Raw genomic sequence first — 18,727 nt, forward strand, 5'->3', positions numbered from 1 at the left:
GTTCCGTCAACAGGATCGACGCAGGCGCCATCGACGCCTGCGCAACAGGCAACGACAGGAGCGCCACGCGATGGATGGGGTAACGAACAAGCCGGACTGCATGGTGTCGGTCCGCGAACGGTTCGGTTTCGACTCGGACCTGATGGTGCCCGCGTTCGGCGCGCGCGACGATCACGTGCCCGATATCGACGACGCGTACCGCTTCAACCCGGACGTCACGCTCGCGATTCTCGCGGGCTTCGCGCGCAACCGCCGCGTGCTCGTGCAGGGGATGCACGGCACCGGCAAGTCGACCCATATCGAGCAGGTCGCGGCGCGGCTGAACTGGCCGTGCGTGCGCGTGAACCTCGACGGTCACATCAGCCGGCTCGACCTCGTCGGCAAGGACGCGATCGTCGTGCGCGACGACGTGCAGGTGACCGAGTTCCAGGAAGGGATCGTGCCGTGGGCGCTGCAGCGTCCGGTCGCGCTGATCTTCGACGAATACGATGCGGGTCGGCCCGACGTGATGTTCGTGATCCAGCGGATCCTGGAGCGCGACGGCAAGTTCACGCTGCTCGACCAGAATCGCGTGATCCATCCGCATCCGTCGTTCCGGCTGTTCGCGACCGCGAACACGGTCGGGCTCGGCAACCTGAACGGGCTCTACCACGGCACGCAGATGCTCAACCACGCGCAGATGGACCGCTGGAACGTGGTCGCGACGCTCGACTACCTGCCGCGCGACGAGGAGATCGGCATCGTGCGCGCACGCGTGCCGGCACTCGCGGACGAAGCCGGCCGCCCGCTGCTCGAATCGATGGTGAGCCTGGCCGAGCTGACGCGCAACGGTTTCGCGACCGGCGATCTGTCGACGCTGATGTCGCCGCGCACGGTGATCAACTGGGCCGAGAACTGCCAGATCTTCCGCGATCCGGCGCTCGCGTTCCGGCTGACGTTCCTGAACAAGTGCGACGACGCCGAGCGGCCGGTCGTCGCCGAGTATTACCAGCGCTGCTTCGGCGAGGAACTGGCGGTCGCGTCGCGCGCCGGCGGCGGCGAGCCGGGAGCGGGGCGGTGAGCGCCGATCGCGACGCGGCGCGCCGCGCCGCCGCGCGCGAAGCGCTGGGCGCGTCGACCGTGCGGGCGCTGACGCGCGATGCGGCGCTGCATTACCGTGCGGGCCGCGTGTGCCGCGACCTGCGGCCGCTGCCGATCCATGCGCCGCACCTGCGCGCGCAGGCCGCCGACGACGATCTCGCGTCGTGGCGCGGCGCGGCCGACGGCGCGGCGTTGCGCATCCTGCACTCCGATGCCGACCTGCATCGTGCGCTGTCCGGCGACGATCCGGTCGAACGCGTGCTGTTCGAGATGCTCGAGCAACTGCGCTGCGAATCGCTCGCGCCGGCCGCGCTGCGCGGCGTCCTGCTGAACCTGCGTCATCGTTTCGAAACCTGGTCGCGCGCGTTTCACCGGTCGGGGCAGGCCGATACGCATGTCGGAATCCTGGTCTACACGGTCGCGCAGATCGCGTGGTCGCGGCTGACCGGCTGGCCCGTGCTCGAGGAAACGGAAGACCTGATCGAAGCGCCGCGCGCGGCGATCGTGCCGGAAATCGGCGTGGCGCTTGCCGGGCTGCGCCGCTGCCGGCACGACCAGCGCGCGTTCGCCGGTCACGCGTTGGCGCTGGCGCGGCGCATTGCGTCGATGATCCGCGACGCGCGCGCGGCCGTCGTCGAAACACAGACGGAAGACGCGCGCGAGCAGGACGACGCGCTGACGAATTTCTCGCTGTGGGTCGATTTCGACGACACGGGCATCGACCTGCCGGCGCTCGTGGAGACCGGCGACAGCGTCGTGCTGCACGGCGGCGGCGCCACGTATCGGGCGTACACGACGCGCTACGACCGCGAATTCAAGCCGGCCGTGCAGATCCGCGCGGCGTTGCTGCGCGAGTATCGCGACCGGCTCGACGCGCAGGTCGCCGCGCAGCGGATCAACGTCACGCGGCTCGCGCGCGTGCTGCGCGCGGCGCTCGTCGTGCCGCAGGCCGACGGCTGGTCGTTCGGCGAGGAACACGGCCGCCTCGATGGCCGCCGGCTCGCGCAACTCGTCAGCTCGCCGGCCGAGCGGCGGCTGTTCCGGCTCGAACGCGTGCGGCCGCATGCCGACTGCGCGCTCACGTTCCTGATCGACTGCTCGGGGTCGATGAAGGCGTGGATCGACGGCGTCGCGCTGATGGTCGACACGCTGGCGCGCGCGGGCGACGCCGCGGGCCTCGCGACCGAAGTGCTGGGTTTCACGACGCTTGCGTGGAACGGCGGCCGCGCGCGCCAGGACTGGCTCGCGCGCGGCAAGCCGCGCCATCCGGGGCGCCTCAACGAAATCGGCCACCTGGTGTTCAAGGATGCCGACACGCGCTGGCGGCACACGCGCGCCGGCATTGCCGCGCTGTTCAAGGCCGACCTGTTTCGCGAAGGGATCGACGGGGAAGCGGTCGACTGGGCGTGCGCGCGGCTCGCGGCGCGGCCGGAAGCGAGAAAGATCCTCGTCGTGATCTCGGACGGCAGCCCGATGGACGGCGCCACCGCATTGGCGAACGATCCGTTCTACCTCGACAACCATCTGAAGCAGGTGGTCGCCCGCCAGCAAGGGGCCGGCCGCGTCGACGTGCTCGGGCTCGGCGTCGGGCTCGATCTCGGCCCGTACTACCGGCACCGGCTCGCGATCGATCTCGTATCGCCCCCGGACATGAAGCGGCTCGTCGAAATCGCCGGCTGGATCGGCGCGCGACGGTGAAGCCGGAAGGAATCAGCCGCGATGCAGCAGCGGCGGCAGCGACGTCGCGATCAGCCCGACGCCGATCGCCATCAGCACGCCGAACGCGAGCCGGCGCAGCGCGACCGGCGACAGCGGCGGCGGGTAGTGCCGGCCGGCGACCGTCGTCAGCATCACGACCGGGGTCGCGAGCGCGGCCAGCAGCCAGATGTCGCGATCGAGCTGGCCTTCGCACGCGCTGTACAGCACGCGCGTGGCCGACGTGGTCGTGAACAGCACGATCAGCGCGCAGCGGATCTGCACGAGCGTCAGCGGCTGCCGGTAGAACTGGAAGATCAACGGCGGCCCCGACACGCCGAACATCCCGCTCAGCAGCCCGCCGAAGATGCCGCTGACGAAGAAGCTGCGGTTGTCCGAGCGTTCCGTCAGCGGCGTCGGCCGCAGCGCCGCGCTCAGGCCGCCGTACAGCACGACCACGCCGAGGATCAGTTGCAGCAGGTCGGCCGCCGAGCGGCTCAGGCATTCGAGCAGCACCACGCCGGCGACGACCGACGGCAGGATGCCGAGCGTCGCCGCGCCGACCGCCCGCCAGTCGATGTGATGCAGCCGGCCCGGCAGCGCGGTCGCGCCGTTCGCGAGCGACACGACGCTCATCAGCGTCGCGACCGTGGCGAGCGGCGCGAGCCCGAAGCCGCTCGTCACGCCCATCACGATCATCCCGAGGCCGAAACCCGTGACGGTCTGGAAATAGCTGCCGGCGCCGATCACCGCGATCAGGATCGCCAGTTTGTCGGCCGTCATGCGGGTGCGACCTCGCCGGTCGCGGCCCGTTGCATGGCCGCTTGCGCCTGCACGGTGGTCGCCGCGATCACGTGATACACGTCGTCGGCGCCGCAGCCGCGCGACAGGTCGTTCGCAGGCCGGCGCAAGCCCTGCAACAGCGGGCCGACGGCCTTTGCGCGGCCGATCCGCTCGGCGAGCTTGTAACCGATGTTGCCGGCTTCGAGGCTCGGGAACACGAGCACGTTCGCGTGGCCGCCGACCCGCGAATGCGCAATCTTGCGCTCGGCGATTTCCGCGACGATCGCCGCGTCGAGCTGCACATCGCCGTCGATCGCGAGCGCCGGGCGCAGTTCGCGCACGCGCGCGGTCGCGGCCGTCACCTTGTCGACCGCCGCATGGTGCGCGCTGCCGCTCGTCGAGAACGACAGCATCGCGACGCGTGGTGCTTCGCCGAGCAGCGCGTGCGCGCTGTCGGCGGCGGCCATCGCGATCTCGGCGAGCTGGCCGGCGTCCGGATCGACGACGAGCGCGCAGTCGGAGAAGATCAGCCCGCCCTTGATCGTATGGAACGGCTCGCACAGCATCATCAGGAAGAAGCTCGACACGATCCGGAACGCCGGATCGACGCCGATCAGCTGGATCGCCGCGCGCACCACGTCGGCCGTCGCATGCACGGCGCCCGCGACCGAGCCGTCCGCGTCGCCGAGCCGCACCATCAGGTTCGCATGGCAGAGCGGGTCGAGCACCGCGTCGCGCGCGGCGTCGGCCGTCATGCCCTTGGCTTTGCGCAACGCGTGCAGCGCGTCGGCATACGCGTCGCGTTGCGGGGCGGTGGCCGGATCGACGAGCGTCATGCCGTCGAGGTCGAGCGCGTCGCGCGCGGCCGCCGCGTGGATGGCCGCACGGTCGCCGACGAGCACGATGCGGGCGATGCCGTCGCGTGTCGCGCGCGCGGCGGCTTGCAGCACGCGCGGGTCGTCGGCTTCGCACAGCGCGATGCGCATCGGCTGGCGGCGCGCGGATTCGAGAATGCGGTCGAGGGCTTTCATCGGGAATTCGAAGTAAAAAAGGCCGGATGCGGCGGCCCGCACGGGGCACGGCGTCCGGCCGGGTTCCGGCCGTGCGGGGAGGGCACGGCCGGACGCGGGTGCGTCAGCGACGCGGCATCACACGTAGTCCTTGTACTTGTCGAGCATGCGAACCGGCTTCGACAGCGCATCGCGGCGGAACGGATCGCCGAGTTCGCGCGTGCACATGATCTCGATGATCGTCGTCTTGCCTTCGTTCATCTGCATGTCGATCGCGCGCTTGAGCGCCGGCCCGACATCCTCCAGACGGTCGACCGTGATCCCTTCGGCGCCCATCGCACGGGCGATCGCCGCGAAACTCTGGTTGTCGAGTTCGCCCGCGACGAAGCGGCGGTTGTAGAAGTCGACCTGGTTCTTCTTCTCTGCGCCCCATTGACGGTTGTGGAACACCACGGCCGTGACCGGGATGTTGTGACGCACGCAGGTCATCGTTTCCATCAGGCTCATGCCCCACGCGCCGTCGCCCGCATACGACACGGCCGGGCGGTGCGGCGCGGCGACCTTCGCACCGATGATCGTCGGGAACGCGTAGCCGCAGTTGCCCCAGCTCATCGCCGCGAAGAAGCTGCGCGGCTTGTTGAAGCGCAGGTAGCTGTTCGCGACCGAGTTGATGTTGCCGATGTCGGTCGACACCATCACGTCCTCGGGCATCGCCTTTTCGAGCTCGCGCAGCACCTGGCGCGGATGCAGGTAGCGCCCGCCGTTGAAGGTTTTCTCGTTCTTCTGTTCCTCGATCATGTCGAGGCTGTAGGCGTCACGCTCGTGCGTCCAGTCGTCGAGTTCCTTTTCCCACGCGGCCTTCTCGGTCGCGATCTGGTCGGCGCGCTCGCCGCGCGAGCTGTCGCATGCGAGCGTGCGGCCGTCGAGGCGCTGCGTGAGCGCGACGGCCGCCGCCTTCGCGTCGCCGCAGATGCCGACCGAGATCTTCTTCACGAGGCCGAGCATCTTGTGGTCGGCGTCGATCTGGATGATCTTCGCGTCCTTCGGCCAGTAGTCCATCCCGTGCTGCGGCAGCGTGCCGAACGGCCCGAGGCGCGAACCGAGCGCGATCACGACGTCCGCGCGCGACAGCAGCTTCATCGCGGCCTTCGAGCCCTGGTAGCCGAGCGGGCCGCACCACAGCGGATGGTTCGCCGGGAACGAGTCGTTGTGCAGGTAGCTGTTGACGACCGGTGCGCCGAGCCGTTCGGCGAGCGCCTTGCATTCCTCGATCGCGTCGGCCATCACGACGCCGCCGCCCGAGATGATCACCGGGAATTTCGCCTGCGCGATCAGATCGGCCGCGTCGTTCAGGCTCTGTTCGCCGCCGGGGCCGCGATCGAGCCGGCGCGGTTGCGGAATCTCGACCTTGACCTTGCCGTAGAAGTAGTCGCGCGGAATGTTCAGCTGCGTCGGGCCCATCTCGGCCTGGGCGCGATCGAAGCAGCGCGCGGTGAATTCGGCCATCCGCGCCGGGTGCGTGACATGGCCCTGGTATTTCGTGAATTCCTGGAACATCGGCAACTGGTTCGCTTCCTGGAAGCCGCCGAGGCCGATGCCCATCGTGCCGGCCTCCGGCGTGACGATCACGACCGGGCTGTGCGCCCAGTACGCGGCCGCGATCGCGGTCACGCAGTTGCTGATGCCGGGGCCGTTCTGGCCGATCACGACGCCGTGGCGGCCCGACACGCGTGCATAGCCGTCGGCCATGTGGCCGGCGCCCTGTTCGTGCACGACCGGGATCAGGCGGATGCCGGCCGGCGCGAAGATGTCCATCGCGTCCATGAACGCGGAGCCCATGATGCCGAACATGTCGGTCACGCCGTTGGCCGCGAGGGTTTCGACGAAGGCTTCGGATGGCGTCATGTCCTGCGGGCCGCTGGTCGATGCACGCAGGGAAGTGGATTGTTCGCTCATGGGTTGTCTCCGATTGTTCAATTAACGGAACGTCTTGTTCCAGATGCTATTGGCTGGGAAAAGCCGGTCAAGTCATTCCGCCCGCTGGCGGGGAATGTGGAATGAAATGAAATGATTCGTTTCAAAATTCGCGCCCGGGGCGGGACGGCCGAAAGCGCGCGAGCGGCGCGCTCAGGCCGGCTGCTTCGGCCGTTCCTTGCGGAACGCGCGCTTGACGGCGATCAGCCCGTCGCGGAACTCGAACAGGTCGCAGCCTTCGGCTTCGATGCGCCAGCCTTCCGCGTGCGTGCCGGTGAACACCCATTCGGATACGCCGCGTTCGCCGGCCACGTAGTGGCGGCCGTGGCCCCAGTGCGCATCGGGGAAGGTCTTGAACACGGCTTCGAACGCGGCGCGCACCGCGTCGCGGCCGACGAAGCGCGTGCCGTGAATGTCGGGGCCGCCGGCCGCGTCGAACACGCAGTCCTCGGTCATGAAGCCCATCAGCGCGTGGGCGTCATGCCGGTTGAAGGCGTCGGAAAAAGCCGCGAGCGTGGCGGCCGTGACGGGGGCGGTAAGCGTGTCGGACATAACGTGTCTCCTGTCGAATGATGGACGGTGCGCGAGGCGCTGATGCGCATGCGGCACGCGGTATCGACACGTTAGTGAGCGCTCGTTTTTGGCGGTAGCGCCAGTTCAGGGGATTCGGTTGGGCCAGGGGCGAGCGTGACCGGCTGACGCGATGCCGCGTTCAGGCGTCGGGCTTCTGCGCCCGCACGCACCGCGCGAGCGCCCGCACGCCCGGCTCGATCCGTTCCAGCGGAATCGCGGAAAAGCCCATCCGGAAGCAGCGCCGCGCATTGCTGTCGTCGTTCATGAAGAACACGCCGCCGGGCTCGATCAGGATCCCGGCCTCCTGCGCGTCCGCCGCGAGACGCGCCGCGTCGAGCCACGGCGGCCCCTCGACCCAGCACGACGCGCCGCCCGTCACGGGCACATGGCGCGCTTCCGGCAGATGCGCATCGAGCGCGGCCATCAGCGCCTGCGAGCGCTCGCTGTACGCATGCGCGAGCCGGCGCAGCAACGCGTCGTGATGGCCGAGCGCAAGAAAGGTCGCGAACGCCCGCTGGATATACGCGACCGGATGGCGCACCATCAGCCGCCGCAGCGCGCGCAGCTCGCGGATCAGCTCGCGCGGCCCGACCACGTAGCCGAGCCGCAGGCCCGGCGCGAACGTCTTCGACAGGCTGCCGACGTAGATCACGCGGTCGGCCGTATCGAGGCTCTTCAGCGCCGGATGCGGCGGGCCGGAGAACGTGTTCTCGCTCTCGTAGTCGTCCTCGATGATCACGAAATCGTGCTGCTGCGCGCAATCGAGCAGCGCGCGGCGGCGCTCGACCGGCATCGTCGCGGTGGTCGGGCATTGATGGCTCGGCGTCACGTACACGTAGTCGCAGCGCGACAGCGTGTTGCCGAGCGAGTCGGGCGCGATCCCGTGCCCGTCGACGGGCAGCGGCAGCAGCCGCGCGTTGCGGTTCTCGAAGATGTTGCGTGCGTCCGGATAGCCGGGATTCTCGAAGCCGACCGTCGTGTGCTTGCCGCACAGCAGGTCCGCGATCAGGTACAGCGCCTGCTGGCAGCCGTTCGTGACGACGATCTCGTCGGGCATCGCGAACACGCCGCGCCGCGGCAGCACGCGCGTGCGGATCTGCTGGATCAGCGATTCGTCGTCGCGCTCGATCAGGTCGGGCGCCCAGTTGCGGATCTCCATCACCGACAGCGCCTTCAGGCAGCATTCGCGCCAGTCGTTGGTCGGAAACAGCGACTGGTCGAATTGCCCGTAGATGAACGGATATTCGTAGTGCTGCCAGTTCGCGGGCTTCACGATGTTGCGCTGCCTCGACGGCGGATGCGCGATGCGTTTGTCCCATGCGGGGCGGCCCGGCGTGTCGTCGCCGGCCTCCGTTTGCGCGGCGGGCCTGGCGGCCGCGAAGCCGGGCACGCCTTCGAGCATCTTCGGGTTCACGAAGTGCCCGCTGCGTTCGCGCGAGATCAGGTAGCCCTCTTCGACGAGCATCTGGTACGCGAGCACGACGGTGTTGCGCGCGACGCCGAGCTGGTCGGCGAGCTCGCGGCTCGACGGCAGCGCCGCATCGGGCGCGAGCTGGCCGTCGAGGATCGCGGCCACCAGCATGCGCCGGATCTGGTCCTGCAGGCTCGACGCCGACGACCGCCGGAACTGCTGGGCCCATAAGGCGGTCGGGGTACGACTCGGCATGCTTCCTCCTGTGATCGGTACGGGACACGCGAGGCGGCGCGCGCGGCGGATGCGCAGGCCCGCGAGGGCGCGGTGTGGCGAGAATACGCGCGTCGCGCCGCGGATGTGGACTCAATGAAATGTGGCGTCTGGCACTACTGCGCGTCGACGTGGCAAGACGATACTCAACTCGTCGCGCCCGCACGATCCGGATAACTCCCCGGTACGCGGGCGCAGGGAGGCGTGCGCGCGTCGCGCGCCGGCATCTTCACCGGAGGGGCGGCATGCACGTCGTCGTGTTCAGGGATCGTTGCGCACGCGTGATCCGCATCGTGTTCGACGACGCGCGCGCGACGGCGGTCGCGTATCGCGACGACGAGGCGATCGGCGAACTCGGCATCGACGCCGACGACGCGGTGCGCTCGCCGTCGCTCGCTCGTCTGTACGTCGAACCGGCCTACCGGCGCAGCGGCATCGCGCACACGCTGCTGGCGTGCGCGTCGCGCGAATTCGGCCGACCGATCCGCATCGACACCGCGGCGCGCGAATGGCCCGATTCGCCGGCGTGGGCGACGTTGTGCCGCTGCCTCGAATACGAAGGGTTGGTGGTGGTGCGCTAGCCCGACAGCGTGGCCACGACCACGCCTCACGAGAACGGAGACGACATGAGCACGGTTTTGAAGCCGATTCCCGCATCCGACGTGCGTCACGAAGCGTTGCGCATCGACGGGCAGCGCGTGTGGCGCGACGCGGTGATCGACGTGCGCAACCCGTACGACGGCGCGCTGGTCGGCACCGTGCCGAAGGCGACGCTCGACGACGTGCGCCGTGCCTTCGCGGTCGCGCGTGCGTACCGGCCGACGCTCATGCGCCACGATCGCGCGGCGATCCTGCGCCGCGCGGCCGACATCGTGCGCTCGCGCACCGCGGAGATCGCGGCGCTGATCACGGCCGAGGCCGGCTTGTGCATCAAGGATTCGACTTACGAGGCCGGCCGCGTGGCCGACGTGCTCACGTTCGGCGCCGGCGAAGTGCTGAAGGACGACGGGCAGATCTTCTCGTGCGATCTGACGCCGCACGGCAAGAAGCGCCGCGTGTACACGCAGCGCGATCCGCTGCTCGGCGTGATTTCGGCGATCACGCCGTTCAACCACCCGATGAACCAGGTCGCGCACAAGATCGTGCCGTCGGTCGCGACCAACAACCGGATCGTCGTGAAGCCGTCGGAGAAGGTGCCGCTGTCGTGTTATCTGTTCGCGGACATCCTGTACGAAGCCGGCCTGCCGCCGCAGATGCTGCAGGTGATCACCGGCGACCCGAAGGAAATCGCCGACGAGCTGATCACGAACCCGGCGATCGACCTGATCACGTTCACCGGCGGCGTGTCGATCGGCAAGTCGATCGCCGCGCGGATGGGCTACCGGCGCGCGGTGCTCGAACTCGGCGGCAACGATCCGATCATCGTGATGGAAGATGCCGATCTCGACGAAGCGAGCACGCTCGCGGTGTCGGGCTCGTACAAGAATTCGGGGCAGCGCTGCACGGCGATCAAGCGGATGCTCGTGCACGAGGCGGTGGCCGATCGCTTCACGGCGCTCGTCGTCGAGAAGACGCGCGCCTGGTCGTACGGCAACCCGTCCGATCCGTCGGTCGACATGGGCACGGTGATCGACGAAGCGGCGGCGAAGTTCTGCGAGCAGCAAGTCAACGACGCGATCGCGCGCGGCGCGCGGCTGCTGGTCGGCAACGTGCGCGACGGCGCGCTGTATTCGCCGACCGTCGTCGATCGCGTGACGCCCGACATGCCGCTGGTCAAGCACGAAACCTTCGGGCCGGTGTCGCCGATCATGCGCTTTCGCGATATCGACGAGGCGATCCGGATGTCGAACAGCACCGACTACGCGCTGTCGTCGTCGGTGTGCACGAACCGCTTCGACCACATCACGCGCTTCATCACCGAGCTGGAAGTCGGCAGCGTGAACGTGCGCGAGGTGCCCGGCTATCGGCTCGAACTGACGCCGTTCGGCGGCGTGAAGGATTCGGGGCTCGGCTACAAGGAGGGCGTGCAGGAGGCGATGAAGAGCTTCACGAACGTGAAGACGTATTCGCTGCCGTGGTGAACGCGGCGGGGAAGGGCGCGGCGCGCCCTCCCGTCGCCGGCGGCGTTACTGATAGAAGTTGAGCGTGACCATCGCCGAACGGCCCGGCGCCCACGTCGCGTAGATCGGATACGCGCTCGCGTAATACTGCTTGTCGAACAGGTTCTGCACGTTCAGTTGAACGTCCATCGTCTTGTTCACGCGCCACGTCGCGGCCGCGTCGAAGCGTGCATAGCCGGGCGTCCACTTCTTCACGGTCGGCGATACCGATGCATAGGTCTTGCTCATCACCGTCGCACCCGCGCCGAGCGTGAGCTTCGGCATCACGTCGTAGCTGGTCCACAGCGTGAAGTTGTGCTTCGGCACCATCACCATCGGCAGGCCCGATGCGCCCGGGCTGCCGGGGCCCGCGTCGGTCGTGATCGCGTTCAGGTACGAATAGCCGCCGAACACGTGCCACTTCTGCGTCAGGTTGCCCGCGAAGCCGAATTCGAAACCGCGCACGCGCTGCTTGCCCGCGTTGACCGTGTGACCGAGGCCGTCGCTGACGCGCGCGTTGGTCTTTTCGGTCTGGAACAGCGCGGACGTCAGCGACAGCTGATCCTGCAGCACGTCCCACTTCGCACCGATCTCGATGTTGCGCGCGCGTTCGGGCGCGAGATCCTGGTTGGTCGCGGTGATCTGGTCGGTGCCGCCGCCGAGGCCGCCGTTCGAGCCCGGCGGGTTCGACGACGTGCCGTACGACGCGTACAGGCTCACGTTGGTCACCGGCTTGAACACGAGGCCGAACTGGTAGCTGAACAGGTTCGACGTGTTCGACAGGTCGGCGACGCCGGCCTGCTTGCCGGTCGTGTCGTAGCGGTCGAAGCGCAGCCCCGTGTTGAACTGCCAGCGCTCGGACAGCTTCACCGTGTCGAAGATGTACGCGGAGACCGTATCGGTGCGCGTGTTCGTCGTCGCGCCGGGGAAGCCCTTGTCGCCGTTCAGTACGATGCTGCCGGTCCACGGCATGTTCGGGTTCCAGCCGCCGGCGAGCGGCGTGCAGTTGCCGACCACCGCGCACGGGCTGTTCGAGCGGATGTTGTTGCCGGCCGAATCCGACACGAGATAGCCCTCGTAACGTGCCTGCTCGTGGCTGAACTCGACGCCGGCCGTCAGCGTGTGCTTCATCCCGAACAGGCTCGCGCTGCCCGTCACTTCGGTCTGGTTCGAGAAACCGTTCAGCGCGTACTTGCCGCTCTTCGCCTGCAGCCCGAGCATGTTCGGGTTCGACGCGAGGATCTGCGGATTCGTCGCCACGTAATCGAGCGTCGAGCGGCCGAACATCGTCGTGTTCTTCAGCTTCCACGTGTCATTGAGCTTGTGCTCGACGCGAATTTCGCCGGTATCGGTCTGCCCGTAACGGTAGTCGCGCGTGTTGAGCCCGAAGAACTGCCCGCGATCGGTCGGCACCGGCGTGCCGCCCGATGCGCGGAACGGCACGCTGAAGTCCGGCATGTCGTAGGAGTTCATGTGGTAGTAGCTGACCGTGACCGTGGTCGGCGTGTTCAGCCCGAACACGATCGACGGCGCGACGCCCCAGCGCTTGTTGTACACGTCGTTGCGGCCGGCCTGGTTCGCGTCGTGGCCCATCACGTTCAGGCGCACGGCCGTCGTGTCGTTGATCTTGCGGTTCGCGTCGACCGTCGCGCGCTTGTAGCCGTCGGTGCCGAAGCCGATGCTGCTGTTGATGAAGTTGTCGTTCTGCGGCGTCTTCGTGACGATGTCGATGCTGCCGCCCACCGAGCCGCGGCCCGCGTAGACCGAATCGGGGCCCTTGATCACGCTGATCTGCTCGACCGCGAACGTCTCGCGATTCTGCAGGCCGGAGTCGCGCATGCCGTCGACGAAGATCGAGTTGCGCGATTCGAAGCCGCGGATCACCGGACGGTCGGCCGACGGGTTCGCCGCCGCATCGCCGCCGAGGAACGTGATGCCCGGCACCGAGCGCAGCGCGTCCGCGAAGGACGTGACGTTCTTCTCCTTGATCAACTGCTCGGGGATCACCGTGACCGAGCGCGGCGTATCGAGCAGCGGCGCGGTGAACTTGTACGACGGCGAGCGTTTCACCTGCATGTCCGACAGCGCGGACGACTGCACGGCAATCGTCGGCAGCGTCGCCGGGACGTCGGCGGCAGGAGCGGAAGCGGGAGCGGTTTCGGCGGAGGCGAGCAGCGGCGTCAGGAACACGGAGCAGGTCAGTGCCGATACGAGGGTGCGAGGCCTCGTCTTGAACTGGGCGGGCATATCGGGAAGCAGCGGAAGGTTCGGTGATCGGACGCGTTTTTCTCGATGCCGGCGGGGCGTGCCCGAAACATCGGAAAACGTCAATGTAAATGCGTATGATTCGCGTTTGCGGTCGCAATTCTACGGATTAGTGTCAAATCTGTAAACGATTGAATGGTTTTTGTACTCATTCGGTCGGGCTTTCGTGGGGGCGCGATCGCCTTTGCGTCGCGTGCAACACCGCTTTCCATGACAGGGCCGCCGCGCGGCGGCGGCGACTCGCTACACTGCCGTACCGGTTGAGGGGCCCCGGCAGTCAGGCCCCCAGGCAAGGAGACAGGACACGATGGACACCCCACGCGCAGCAGTCGTCACATACCGCGGCAATGCGATCGAGAACACGTACGTCGCCCATGTGGCGGTCGTCGATGCACGCGGCAGGCTGCTGTCCCGGTTCGGCGATCCGTTCCGGATCACGCTCGCGCGGTCGGCGGCCAAGCCGGCCCAGGCGCTGTCGGTGATCGAGACGGGCGCGCCGGAACGCTTCGGCTTCGACGACGCGGACATCGCGCTGATGTGCGCGTCGCACAGCAGCGAGGACCGTCACATCGCGCGCACGCGCGCGATGCTCGAGAAGGTCGCCGCGCACGAAGCGGATTTGCGCTGCGGCGGCCATCCGCCGCTGTCCGACGCGGTGTACCGGTCGTGGATCAAGCGCGACTACACGCCGACCGGCGTGTGCAGCAACTGTTCCGGCAAGCATGTCGGGATGCTGGCCGGCGCGCAGGCGATCGGCGCGGCGATCGCCGATTACCATCTGCCCGACCATCCGATGCAGGTGCGCGTGAAGCACGTGGTGGCCGATGCGTGCGGGTTGCGCGACGACGAGGTCGACTGGGCGATCGACGGCTGCAACCTGCCGACGCCGGCGTTCTCGCTGGATCGCCTCGCGCGCCTTTATGCGTCGCTGGCCGACGGTGCGGACGCGGTGGAAGCCGGCGGCGCGGTTACCGATCGCGTTCGCGCGCTGGCGCGCATTCATCGTTCGATGACCGCGTATCCGGAACTGGTGGCGGGCGAAGGGCGCTATTGCACGGTGCTGATGAACGCGTTCGGCGGGCAGGTGGTCGGCAAGCTCGGCGCGGATGCATGCTACGGGATCGGCGTGCGTGCGTCGGAACGCACGCGGGAACTCGGTGCGGACGGCGCGCTCGGCATTTCGGTGAAGATCGAGGACGGCAATCTCGACGTGCTGTATATGGTCGTCAGCGAAATCCTCGAACGGCTGCGGATCGGCACCGCCGAGCAGCGCGCGCAACTGGCCGGCTTCCACCGGCCGCGGATGCTCAACACGCAGGGCGTCGAGTTCGGGTACGCGACGTTCCCGTTCGAATTGCAGGCGGCCTGAACGCCGTTACCGAGCCGTCACCGCGCCGATGCCGCCGGCCCGCGCGTCGGCGCGCACTATGCGCGCAGGTCGCGAATCTTCGCCAGCTCCCGCTCCGACAGCTCGCCGATCTGCGCGAGATGTTCCGCGAGAAAATCCTTCAGCACGCGCAGCTTCGCCGAGCTGCGCCGGTTCGCCAGATACGCGATGTAGATGAATTCGCCGGTCAGCCGGTTCTGCAGCCGGTAGCGCGGCAGCACGGCTTCGAGCTGGCCGCTCGCGAGCAGGTCGCGCACCAGCCAGATCTCGAATTCCGCGATGCCGAGCCCCGCGCAGGTCGCATCCAGCAGCAATTCCGAATGGTCGGTGACGAGATTGCCGGCCGGCAGCACGCTGTGGTGCGCGTCGCCGCTCACGAGATCCCAGCGCGGATCGCCTTCCGGGTGCACGTAGCGCAGGCAGTTGTGATGCTTGAGGTCGTCCGGCGTCGCCGGCCGCCCGCAGCGGTCGAGGTAGGCGGGCGTCGCGCACAGGATGCTGTCGTTGCGCGACAACCGGTGGACGACGAGGTTATCCAGGTAGTTCTCGCCTTCGTGGATGTCGAGGTCGAAGCCGCCGGCCACGAGGTCGTTGTGGTTGTCGGTGAGCCGCACGTCGAGCTGGATGGTCGGATAGCGCGCCAGGAACGGCGCGATCAGCGGCGCCAGATGACGCCGCCCGAACGCGACCGGCGCGGTGAGCTTCAGCGGGCCGCTCGGCCGCGCATTCAGCTCGGCGACGACGCGCAGCGTGTCGTCGAGATCGGCGATCAGCGTGACCGCGCGCTCCAGGTAGATGTGGCCGGCCTCGGTGAGCGTCACGCTGTGCGTCGAGCGGTGCAGCAGCGCGACGCCGAGCGCTTCCTCGATCGCCGTCACCTTGCGCGCGACGGTCGACGTCGACACGTGCATCTCCTTCGCGACCGCCGAAAAACTCCCCGTTTCGACCACGCGCACGAACGCGCGCATCGCGCCCAGGTGATCGATGCCGGTTTCCCTCGCGCCTGTTTTCATTCGATTCTCGCTATTGCGTCCCACGCAAAACCGCTTTCGATAATACAGAAGCGAGGTTGTTTTTGCAAAGGCATAGAATGCGAACCCGTCGCGTCGGGAAGCGGCGCACGACGAGCGGCACGAGACATTCAGGAGGGCACGATGGCAGAAAACGGCTTCCGCGTCGAAGCGGATCTTTTAGGGAAACGAAGTATTCCGGATGCCGCCTACTACGGCGTCCACACGCTGCGCGCGAAAGAGAATTTCGACATTTCGGGCCGCACCATTGCGTCGCTGCCGTACCTCGTGATGGCGCTCGCGGCCGTGAAGGAAGCGGCGGCCGACGCCAACTGCGAACTCGGGCTGCTGCCGCGGCCGTACCGCGATGCGATCGCCGCCGCGTGCGTCGAGATCCGCGAAGGGCGGCTGCACGACCAGTTCGTCGTCGACGTGATCCAGGGCGGCGCCGGCACGTCGACCAACATGAACGCGAACGAGGTGATCTGCAACCGCGCGCTCGAAATCATGGGACACGCGCGCGGGCAGTACGAATACCTGCATCCGAACGAACACGTCAATCTCGCGCAGAGCACCAACGACGTCTATCCGACCGCGATCCGGATCGCGACGTGCTTCGCGGTCGAGCATCTGCTCGAAGCGATGGCGCGGCTGCGCGATGCGTTCGCGGAGCGCGCCGACGCGTTCGCCGGCTTGCTGAAGCTCGGCCGCACGCAGTTGCAGGACGCGGTGCCGATGACGCTCGGCCAGGAGTTCTCGACCTACGCGGTGATGCTGACGGAGGACATCGCGCGGCTGCAGGAGGCCGGCTGGCTGATTCGCGAGATCAACCTCGGCGCGACCGCGATCGGCACGGGCATCACCGCGCATCCGGAGTATGCGGAGAAGGCGCTGGCCGCGCTGCGGCGCATCACCGGGCTCGACCTGAGCACCGCGCCGAACCTGATCGAGGCGACGCAGGATTGCGGCGCGTTCGTCCAGGTGTCGGGCGTGCTCAAGCGGATCGCCGTCAAGCTGTCGAAGATCTGCAACGACCTGCGACTGCTGTCGAGCGGCCCGCGCGCGGGCTTCGGCGAGATCAACCTGCCGCCGGTGCAGGCCGGTTCGTCGATCATGCCCGGCAAGGTGAATCCGGTGATCCCGGAAGTCGTCAACCAGGTCGCGTTCGAGGTGTTCGGCAACGACCTGACCATCACCTTCGCGGCCGAAGCCGGCCAGCTTCAGCTCAACGCGTTCGAACCGGTGATCGCGAGCGCGCTGTTCCGCAGCTTCAGCCACCTGACGGCCGCCTGCACGACGCTCGCGCAGCGCTGCGTGAGCGGCATCACCGCGAACCCCGAGCGGCTGCGCGAAACGATGGAGCGCTCGGTCGCGCTCGCGACCGCGCTGAATCCGTACATCGGCTACAAGCGCGCGACCGCCGTGGCCGCCGAAGCGCATGCGACCGGCAAATCGATCCGCGAGGTCGTGCTGGCCCGCGAGCTGATGACCGCTGCGCAACTCGACGAAGCGCTGCAACCGGAAGCGCTGATCCGGCCTCGGGCGCGCTGACGCCAGCCGGTTCGCGACCGTACCGAAAGCGCCCCCGAAGCGGGGCGCGACACATCAACAAACGACGGAGACTCACGATGAAACACACCAGCGAACGCCCGGCCAGCCCGGCCGGCGGCGCGGATGCCGCTCATGCCGATCCCGATGCGATGTTCGCGTCGCACGAAGCCGGCTATGCGAAGCAGTTGAAGCCACGCCACGTGCAGATGATCGCGATGGGCGGGGCGATCGGCACCGGCCTCTTTCTCGGCGCGGGCGGGCGCCTGCAAAGCGCGGGGCCGGCGCTCGCGCTCGTGTATCTCGTGTGCGGCGTGTTCGCGTTCCTGATCATGCGCGCGCTCGGCGAGCTCGTGATGCACCGGCCGACCAGCGGCAGCTTCGTGTCGTACGCACGGGAGTTCATGGGCGAGCGCGCGTCGTTCGTCGCGGGCTGGATGTACTACCTGAACTGGGCGACGACCGGCATCGTCGACATCACCGCAGTCGCGATCTACATGAAGTACTGGGCCGTGTTCACCGACGTGCCGCAATGGGTGTTTGCGCTCGGCGCGCTCGGGATCGTATCGGTGATGAACATGATCGGCGTGAAGGTGTTCGGCGAGATGGAGTTCTGGTTCTCGCTCGTCAAGGTCGGCACGCTCGCGGTGTTTCTCGCGGTCGGCTCCGTGTTTCTCGCGAGCGGCCATCCGGTCGCGGGGCAGATGACGGGGCTGCATCTCGTCGCGGATCATGGCGGGATCTTCCCGCACGGCATCCTGCCGGCCGTGCTGATCGTGCAGGGCGTCGTGTTCGCTTACGCGAGCATCGAGCTCGTCGGCGTCGCCGCGGGCGAGACGGCGGACGCGCGCAAGGTGCTGCCGAAGGCGATCAACAGCGTGATGTGGCGCATCGCGCTGTTCTATGTCGGCTCGGTCGTACTGCTGACGCTGTTGCTGCCGTGGACCGCGTACAGCGCGCACGAAAGCCCGTTTGTCACGTTCTTCAGCAAGCTCGGCGTGCCGTACGTCGGTACGGTGATGAACGTCGTGGTGCTGACCGCCGCGCTGTCGAGCCTGAATTCCGGCCTCTATTCGACGGGCCGCGTGCTGCGCTCGCTCGCGATGGGCGGCTCGGCGCCGCGTTTCGTGTCGCGGATGAATGCGCGCGGCGTGCCGTACGGCGGCATCCTGATCACGGTCGCGATCAACGCGATCGGCGTGCCGCTCAACTACATCGTGCCGGCCCAGGCGTTCGAGATCGTGCTGAACATGGCGTCGCTCGGGATCATCACGACGTGGGGCTTCATCGTGATGTGCCAGATCCTGTTCCGCCGCGCGGTCGATCGCGGCGAGATGAAGGCCGTGTCGTTCCGGATGCCCGGCGCGCCGTTCACGTCGTGGCTCACGCTCGCTTTCCTGGTCGGCGTGCTGGTGCTGATGGCGTTCGACTATCCGGGCGGCACGTGGACCATCGCGACGATTCCGGTCGTCGTGCTCGCGCTGGTGATCGGCTGGAAGCTGGCGAAACGCGGCGCCGAGCGCGAGCGGGCGGCGGCGATGCCCGCATCCGTGCGTGGCGTTGCGGACCCTGCGCGGAACGCGTGACGGCATGTACCGGGGGGTGGTCCGTTCGCGGGC

Annotated in this window: 14 protein-coding genes; 7 read left to right on the forward strand and 7 right to left on the reverse strand. The window is 68.0% G+C overall.

Going from position 1 to position 18,727, the window contains the following annotated elements:
- The first annotated feature begins 70 nt into the window (after window positions 1-70).
- A complete protein-coding gene (locus tag H0X95_RS12795; protein WP_006491513.1) occupies window positions 71-1,060 on the forward strand; it encodes an AAA family ATPase in 990 nt (329 codons plus the stop codon).
- Window positions 1,057-2,778, forward strand: coding sequence for a cobaltochelatase CobT-related protein (locus H0X95_RS12800; RefSeq protein WP_059722689.1), 1,722 nt, complete (start codon window positions 1,057-1,059; stop codon window positions 2,776-2,778). The genes H0X95_RS12795 and H0X95_RS12800 overlap by 4 nt, the downstream gene beginning before the upstream one ends.
- Before the next feature lie 12 nt (window positions 2,779-2,790).
- Here H0X95_RS12800 and H0X95_RS12805 read toward each other — a convergent pair whose 3' ends face one another.
- The 5 genes from H0X95_RS12805 to pdxR form a co-directional block, all read right to left on the reverse strand.
- Window positions 2,791-3,558 (reverse strand): sulfite exporter TauE/SafE family protein, encoded by a 768-nt coding sequence (locus H0X95_RS12805; protein WP_006491153.1) that lies wholly within the window; start codon window positions 3,556-3,558, stop codon window positions 2,791-2,793.
- Entirely contained in the window at window positions 3,555-4,589 is a 1,035-nt protein-coding gene (gene pta, locus H0X95_RS12810; RefSeq protein ID WP_059722690.1) for a phosphate acetyltransferase, read from the reverse strand. The genes H0X95_RS12805 and pta overlap by 4 nt, the downstream gene beginning before the upstream one ends.
- A 117-nt stretch (window positions 4,590-4,706) precedes the next feature.
- Window positions 4,707-6,524, reverse strand: coding sequence for a sulfoacetaldehyde acetyltransferase (gene xsc, locus H0X95_RS12815; protein ID WP_059722692.1), 1,818 nt, complete (start codon window positions 6,522-6,524; stop codon window positions 4,707-4,709).
- A 171-nt stretch (window positions 6,525-6,695) separates the two neighbouring features.
- Complete coding sequence (locus H0X95_RS12820) at window positions 6,696-7,094, reverse strand: nuclear transport factor 2 family protein (RefSeq protein ID WP_006491152.1); 399 nt, start codon at window positions 7,092-7,094, stop codon at window positions 6,696-6,698.
- A 160-nt stretch (window positions 7,095-7,254) separates the two neighbouring features.
- A complete protein-coding gene (gene pdxR, locus H0X95_RS12825; RefSeq protein ID WP_196446071.1) occupies window positions 7,255-8,781 on the reverse strand; it encodes a MocR-like pyridoxine biosynthesis transcription factor PdxR in 1,527 nt (508 codons plus the stop codon).
- 263 nt (window positions 8,782-9,044) lie between these two features.
- Between pdxR and H0X95_RS12830 the strand changes: the two genes are divergently transcribed.
- The gene (locus tag H0X95_RS12830; RefSeq protein WP_059722694.1) at window positions 9,045-9,380 is read left to right on the forward strand and encodes a GNAT family N-acetyltransferase; all 336 of its coding nucleotides are present in this window, start codon (window positions 9,045-9,047) and stop codon (window positions 9,378-9,380) included.
- Between the two features lie 45 nt (window positions 9,381-9,425).
- Window positions 9,426-10,880 (forward strand): phosphonoacetaldehyde dehydrogenase, encoded by a 1,455-nt coding sequence (gene phnY, locus H0X95_RS12835; RefSeq protein ID WP_196446072.1) that lies wholly within the window; start codon window positions 9,426-9,428, stop codon window positions 10,878-10,880.
- Between the two features lie 45 nt (window positions 10,881-10,925).
- Here phnY and H0X95_RS12840 read toward each other — a convergent pair whose 3' ends face one another.
- Window positions 10,926-13,145: a TonB-dependent receptor gene (locus H0X95_RS12840; RefSeq protein WP_034202508.1), complete on the reverse strand. Its 2,220-nt coding sequence runs from the start codon at window positions 13,143-13,145 to the stop codon at window positions 10,926-10,928.
- Between the two features lie 325 nt (window positions 13,146-13,470).
- Here H0X95_RS12840 and H0X95_RS12845 point away from each other — a divergent pair, with 325 nt between their 5' ends.
- On the forward strand, window positions 13,471-14,532 hold the full coding sequence (locus tag H0X95_RS12845) for an asparaginase (protein ID WP_059723126.1): 1,062 nt from the start codon (window positions 13,471-13,473) through the stop codon (window positions 14,530-14,532).
- Window positions 14,533-14,588: 56 nt separating this feature from the next.
- On the opposite strand, the gene H0X95_RS12850 is transcribed toward H0X95_RS12845, so the two are convergent.
- Window positions 14,589-15,563, reverse strand: coding sequence for a LysR family transcriptional regulator (locus H0X95_RS12850; protein ID WP_012493259.1), 975 nt, complete (start codon window positions 15,561-15,563; stop codon window positions 14,589-14,591).
- Between the two features lie 141 nt (window positions 15,564-15,704).
- On the opposite strand from H0X95_RS12850, the gene aspA reads away from it, so the two are divergent.
- Together aspA and H0X95_RS12860 are read left to right on the forward strand one after the other, a co-directional pair.
- Entirely contained in the window at window positions 15,705-17,111 is a 1,407-nt protein-coding gene (aspA, locus tag H0X95_RS12855) for an aspartate ammonia-lyase (protein WP_006491136.1), read from the forward strand.
- A 77-nt stretch (window positions 17,112-17,188) separates the two neighbouring features.
- Complete coding sequence (locus tag H0X95_RS12860) at window positions 17,189-18,694, forward strand: amino acid permease (protein ID WP_059723130.1); 1,506 nt, start codon at window positions 17,189-17,191, stop codon at window positions 18,692-18,694.
- Window positions 18,695-18,727 lie beyond the last annotated feature (33 nt).

Source organism: Burkholderia sp. 9779_493 (assembly GCF_015712215.1).
Taxonomy (GTDB): Bacteria; Pseudomonadota; Gammaproteobacteria; order Burkholderiales; family Burkholderiaceae; genus Burkholderia; species Burkholderia cenocepacia.

What these genes read in the sequence shown, in the direction of transcription:
- H0X95_RS12795 (WP_006491513.1), top strand. Translation starts at nt 71, where the DNA reads ATGGATGGGGTAACGAACAAGCCGGACTGCATGGTGTCGGTCCGCGAA.
- H0X95_RS12805 (WP_006491153.1), bottom strand. Translation starts at nt 3,558, where the DNA reads ATGACGGCCGACAAACTGGCGATCCTGATCGCGGTGATCGGCGCCGGC.
- pta (WP_059722690.1), bottom strand. Translation starts at nt 4,589, where the DNA reads ATGAAAGCCCTCGACCGCATTCTCGAATCCGCGCGCCGCCAGCCGATG.
- xsc (WP_059722692.1), bottom strand. Translation starts at nt 6,524, where the DNA reads ATGAGCGAACAATCCACTTCCCTGCGTGCATCGACCAGCGGCCCGCAG.
- H0X95_RS12820 (WP_006491152.1), bottom strand. Translation starts at nt 7,094, where the DNA reads ATGTCCGACACGCTTACCGCCCCCGTCACGGCCGCCACGCTCGCGGCT.
- pdxR (WP_196446071.1), bottom strand. Translation starts at nt 8,781, where the DNA reads ATGCCGAGTCGTACCCCGACCGCCTTATGGGCCCAGCAGTTCCGGCGG.
- H0X95_RS12830 (WP_059722694.1), top strand. Translation starts at nt 9,045, where the DNA reads ATGCACGTCGTCGTGTTCAGGGATCGTTGCGCACGCGTGATCCGCATC.
- phnY (WP_196446072.1), top strand. Translation starts at nt 9,426, where the DNA reads ATGAGCACGGTTTTGAAGCCGATTCCCGCATCCGACGTGCGTCACGAA.
- H0X95_RS12840 (WP_034202508.1), bottom strand. Translation starts at nt 13,145, where the DNA reads ATGCCCGCCCAGTTCAAGACGAGGCCTCGCACCCTCGTATCGGCACTG.
- H0X95_RS12845 (WP_059723126.1), top strand. Translation starts at nt 13,471, where the DNA reads ATGGACACCCCACGCGCAGCAGTCGTCACATACCGCGGCAATGCGATC.
- H0X95_RS12850 (WP_012493259.1), bottom strand. Translation starts at nt 15,563, where the DNA reads ATGAAAACAGGCGCGAGGGAAACCGGCATCGATCACCTGGGCGCGATG.
- aspA (WP_006491136.1), top strand. Translation starts at nt 15,705, where the DNA reads ATGGCAGAAAACGGCTTCCGCGTCGAAGCGGATCTTTTAGGGAAACGA.
- H0X95_RS12860 (WP_059723130.1), top strand. Translation starts at nt 17,189, where the DNA reads ATGAAACACACCAGCGAACGCCCGGCCAGCCCGGCCGGCGGCGCGGAT.